The following is a 4,648-nucleotide window of genomic DNA, read 5'->3' on the forward strand; positions in this document are numbered from 1 at the left end:
CCGCCGATGACCACCGCGGTGATCGTCTCGAGATTGGCGTTCTGGTACGCGTTCGGGTCGGCGTTCGGGATTCGACCGAGGGCGGCCCATGCGGCGATGGCTGCGATTACCCCCGTCACGATGTATACGGACAACAGCACCCGCCCGGACTTGATGCCCGACAGATTTGACGCCTGTGGGTTACCACCGACGGCGTAAATGTGCTTACCCCAACCGGTTTGGGACAGCGCATACCACGTCACGAGATAGACCAGGAGCATCGCGACCACACCGAACGTGGTCGAGAACGACCCGAGGCGAAAGGACGTACCCAGGAAGGTCAGCAGCCCGTCCTCCACGCGGTAGGTCTCCGAGCCCGCGAGCAGGCGGGTGGCCGCCTGTATAGCGGTGAACGTTCCCAGCGTCACGATGAACGGTGGCAATCGCAGACTGGTGACGAGCCCGCCGTTGATCGCGCCGAACGCCACGCACACCACGAGCGTCGAGCCGAGCGCCACCATCGGCCCGTTGGCGCCCGCACTCTGCGCCATCACGATGGTGCCGAAGACGGCGACCGCGCCGATCGAGAGATCGATGCCAGAGGTGAGGATGATCAGCGTCTGGCCGACGGCGAGAATGCCGACCACCACCGACTGTTGCAGGATCAGCGACACGTTCTGCGGATTGAGGAACGAATCCGCGATCGAACTGAAGATGATGATGGCGATGACGAGTGCCGCCAGCGGACCGAGCAACGGCTCACGCAGGACGTTCCCGACGTTGAGCCGGCTCGCTACCGATGGCCTCGCTGTCGCAGGAGCGTCAGTGGTCATGAACTAGCTGTGCCCCAGCAGTTCTTTTCGCCCCAGGCGGTGTCCTGTGACTGGAGTCCGGGAAAGGGCTTGTCGGTGACGAGCTGCGAGCCGGTGTCGTTGAATCCGCTGGGCTTGGTTCCGTCCTTGGCGAACTTGACCACGGCCTGCACCCCTTGCTCGGCCATCTTCGCCGGGAACTGCAACACCGTCGCGCCGATCTTCCCTGCCTTCACATCCGCGATGCCCGTGCAGCTTCCGTCGATCGAACCGATGGTGATCTGGGCTGCGCGGTTGGCGGACTGGATGGCCTGGTAGGCACCGGCGGCTGCCGGCTCGTTGATGGTGTACAGCGCGTTGATACCTGGAGCGCGCTGGAGGATGTTCTCCATGGCGGTCTGCGCCTTGGTCTGGTCGCCGTTGGTGTTCTCCTGGCCGACGATCTCCGGCGAGTTGTTCGTGATACCGAAGCCCTCGAGGAATCCGTCATGACGGAACGTGTCGACGGTGCCACCCGGGGTGCCGTCGAGCATCACGACCTGGGGCGCCGCGTTACCGAGCGCGGCCTTCACCCACTTGCCCTGGCTGACGCCCGCGGCCTTGTTGTCGGTGGCGAAGGTGGCGTCGACAGCATCTTCGGGGTCGGTGGCGGTGTCGAGGGCAATGACGATGACGCCGGCGTCGCGCGCCTTCTTGATCGAGTCAAGCACGCCGGTGGAGGAGTTCGGGGTGATCAGGATGCCCTTCACGCCTTGGCCGACCATGTTCTCGATGGCCGAGACCTGGCCCTCGTTGTCACCGTCGAAGGCACCCGCCAGCGCGATCAGCTTCGCGCCGTCTTTGTCGGCCTGCGCCTGGGCGGCCTCACGCAACTTGACGAAGTATGGATTCGAATCGGTCTTGGTGATCAGTCCGACCTTGACGCTGTCCGAATTCGATCCGCCGCAGGCGGTCAGACCGAGAACCAGCGAGCCTGCCATGAGAACCGTCCCGACCACGTGCATGTTTCTGTTGCGCTTTCCGAACATGTGGACTCCCTTGTCCCCGATGCGACGCCGATCGCGCCGCGTGTTCTGCAGGAGCCTAGGACCTAGGCAAGCGCTTGCGCATGCGCTTTCGCGAAATGGCTTCCGCCGATTTCAGCCCATGTGGCTTCCGCGACGATCACCGACGGCGTAGGTCCAGCAGTCCCCATGAGGCGCGAACTCTGCGCGCGCTGCCGCACGTCTCCCGCTTGCGTAACATCGTCGGGGACGATCGCGGCACGCGGGTGATGGAAGGCGAGGTGGTCTTGATCGACACCAACGGACGGCCGCTTCGAGTGCTTGTCGGCCTGATGATCCGTGCGTTCGTCGCAACTCTCATCGCTACTTGGGCACTGGTGGGCACCGCAGCCGCGCCCGCGCTCGCGCAACCGTGCCCCGACGTCGAGGTGGTGTTCGCCCGCGGCACCGACGAGCCACCCGGCGTCGGCGGGATCGGGCAGGGCTTCGTTGATGCGTTGCGCTCGAAGACTGGTGCGAAGTCGGTCGACGCGTACGCCGTCAACTACGCCGCCAGCGACGACTTTGGCGATCCTCTGCAGTTCGCCCTGAGCGTCATCGACGGCATCAGGGATGCGAGCAACCACATCCAGTCAACGATCGCGGACTGTCCTAACGCCAGGATTGTGCTGGGCGGGTTCTCGCAGGGCGCGGCGGTTGCGGGCTTTGTCACCTCGCCCGACGTGCCCCCGGGAGTTCCTGCCGCGTTCGTACCCCCACCCATGCCGCCCGAGGTAGCCGACCACGTGGCCGCAGTGACCTTGTTCGGCAAACCGTCGAATCAGTTTCTGAGCGACTCCGGCGCCCCGCAGATCACCATTGGCCCGCTCTACGTCCCGAAGACCATCGACCTGTGCGCACCGGGCGACACGATCTGCAATGGCGCTCCCCCTGGACCACCCACCGCCGCTCACGGCTCCTATGTCGCAAACGGTATGGCGGCGCAAGCGGCGAGCTTCGTGGCCGGCCGACTGTAGCCGCTCCGTCCCCGGCTATCTGGATACGATGAACTCGCTTCCTTCGCCATGGGTCCTCACTATTGACACGCAGACGTATCGCTTGTCCAACGGGCTGCGCGAAGCGATGTTGCAGAACATGCCGCCCGGGCTCGCCACCTGCGTCGAGCATCGCTCCGTGTTCTTCGAGGATCCGATCGCCCGCGGTCAACGAACGATCGGACCGATCATGTCGATCGTCTACGGCGGACCCACCTCACATGAGTGGGGGCAGTTGGTGCGTAGCTTCCACCCGAGACCTTCGTCTGGGCGCACGCAACGTTCGTCGAACCACCCCCGACCGCCACCACGAGTTCCGTCTTCGATCCGACCGAACCGACACCGCCGTCGGCGGAAGACTGTTCACGGGGGGCCGGACGTTTCGACAACACTGAACTCGAATCACGCCCTAAGCGCGCGGTCGTTGTCAGCGGTGGTGGTATAGCAGGGCACCCGAGTCCCCGCCGAATGGCTGCTGGTTCTGGGCGGCCTCTTGCGCGGCTGCCCCGGGAGTAGCGACGATTTGGGCATTTCCCGGGCTCTGCTGCACGGTTGCGTCGGCCGCGGCGATCGGTGCCAGTCCAATGGCTGCCGCGGATGCGGCGATGGCCAGTGTTGCGACGTATTGCAGTTTCATTTTTTTTCTCCTTATTTGGGTGACATCGCTTACAGGCGATGTCGGCTGAAAATCGCGGTCCGGCCGGCGTACTCACGTCAGCTGGTGCAAGCGTGGGATCAGACGGCGCCGCCGGCGTGCGGGCTGGCGACTGGCCCGGATGGCCTTCCGGAATTCGATATCGCGGGTCCGTATGGGGCGAGCGGGTCTAGGCCATGTGTGAGCGGTCGATCCGCTCCGCGCTCTAGGCACTGGTAAGCCTCGGCGCAGTACGGCGAGGTATCGCTAGCCGGTGGAGTGACACCGATGAACTGTGCGCCGACACTGACCGTAGCCGCAGCCACCATGGCTGCCGCAGCGGTTCCTGCCGCCGGATGCACCCGCCGCCGGTTACGCGTCGAGCGGCCTGCGCTGACCGTAGTCATCGGTTCCTCCACATTTCTTTTGCCTCGGTATGTATCTCAAGACTGCTCGACGTGGGCGGCTTTGTCATCGGCGCTAGCCACCAAACTGGTTGAGGAGAAACCGAACTCCCGCATGGTGGCCAGCTGGAATACTGGTCGCCCACCCATGGGAGAGCTCCGTTGGCCGTCACCCCGCGAGTCCGCCGCAGTTGAGACGGTGACTCGGCAACCGAAGGTCTTCACCGGCAACGAAACGAACGTGCCGGTCGCTCCTGGCCGATTTGTCTTTGGGCCTTTCGGTTTTGGACCAGCCGCTGGCTCTGGGGAGTCAACGAGAGGCGCTCGAGCTTTTACGCGAACGTCTTCTCGAGACGGCCCGACCCCAGAATCTTCAGCACCGGCTTCTCCCGGTCAGGTTTTGCGGCACACGCACCCAGCCTTCCATCAGGCGGCGCGCCGAGCGGCTCATCAGGACCTTGCTCACCTTCCAGTGATTGCCCTCCTCGCGCACTTCCGCGCCCACCGTCAAGGTGCCGGACGGGTGGCCGAAGCGCACGCGGCCGTCGGCGCCGACCGGTGCCACGCGGTGCACCACGGTCCCGGGGATTGCCGCCGCCGCCGCGATGGCGACTGCGCCGGTGCCGGTCATGGCGTGGTGCAGAACGCCCATCGAGAAGATACGGGCCAAAAGGTCGATCGAGCCGGCCTCGACCGTGCGGCCATCGGACGCCGTGTAGCGAGCCGGTTTAGCGACAAAGGCGAGCTTGGGCGTGTGCGGGCGGCTGGTCGTCGCCTCCTC

6 protein-coding genes are annotated in these 4,648 nt (G+C 65.0%); 2 read left to right on the forward strand and 4 right to left on the reverse strand.

Going from position 1 to position 4,648, the window contains the following annotated elements; translation table 11 throughout:
- Nucleotides 1-812, reverse strand: an 812-nt coding sequence (locus QOC69_RS28875; RefSeq protein ID WP_526445949.1) for an ABC transporter permease, incomplete at its 3' end; no start/stop codon positions are given.
- Nucleotides 809-1,819 (reverse strand): substrate-binding domain-containing protein, encoded by a 1,011-nt coding sequence (locus QOC69_RS28880; RefSeq protein WP_526445950.1) that lies wholly within the window; start codon nt 1,817-1,819, stop codon nt 809-811. The genes QOC69_RS28880 and QOC69_RS28875, both read right to left, overlap by 4 nt.
- Before the next feature lie 308 nt (nt 1,820-2,127).
- On the opposite strand from QOC69_RS28880, the gene QOC69_RS28885 reads away from it, so the two are divergent.
- Together QOC69_RS28885 and QOC69_RS28890 are read left to right on the forward strand one after the other, a co-directional pair.
- Complete coding sequence (locus QOC69_RS28885; protein ID WP_526445954.1) at nt 2,128-2,811, forward strand: cutinase family protein; 684 nt, start codon at nt 2,128-2,130, stop codon at nt 2,809-2,811.
- Nucleotides 2,812-2,839: 28 nt separating this feature from the next.
- Entirely contained in the window at nt 2,840-3,274 is a 435-nt protein-coding gene (locus QOC69_RS28890) for an oxygenase MpaB family protein (protein WP_526445951.1), read from the forward strand.
- On the opposite strand, the gene QOC69_RS28895 is transcribed toward QOC69_RS28890, so the two are convergent.
- Nucleotides 3,257-3,466, reverse strand: coding sequence for a hypothetical protein (locus tag QOC69_RS28895; RefSeq protein ID WP_526445952.1), 210 nt, complete (start codon nt 3,464-3,466; stop codon nt 3,257-3,259). The genes QOC69_RS28890 and QOC69_RS28895 overlap by 18 nt on opposite strands.
- A gap of 774 nt (nt 3,467-4,240) precedes the next feature.
- The coding region (locus QOC69_RS28900; protein WP_526445953.1) for a PrpF domain-containing protein at nt 4,241-4,648 on the reverse strand (408 nt) is incomplete at its 5' end.

Source organism: Mycobacterium sp. (assembly GCF_032162105.1).
Lineage (GTDB): Bacteria > Actinomycetota > Actinomycetes > Mycobacteriales > Mycobacteriaceae > Mycobacterium.